Genomic DNA, 221 nt, shown 5'->3' with positions numbered 1-221 from the left:
TTATCTCATCTCTTTTTGTTTGTCAAGTACTTTTTTCAAGTTTTTTCAAACATTTTTGAGTTAAGATTTTGTTGTCGTTTCGTTGACGACTTGGATACTTTATCATATCTTCTGTCTTTTGTCAACTGCGAATTTCATTTTTCTGAAATTCTTTTTAATTGTTTGTTTTTCTAAAACAATTATTTGCGACAGCTCAGTTATAATACCACTGGGAGTTATGC

The sequence above is a fragment of the Blautia sp. MCC283 genome (assembly GCF_018785565.1).
In the GTDB taxonomy this organism is placed as follows: domain Bacteria; phylum Bacillota; class Clostridia; order Lachnospirales; family Lachnospiraceae; genus Blautia_A.
The sequence above is the reverse complement of the archived record's forward strand: the minus strand, read 5'-3'. Positions refer to the sequence as shown.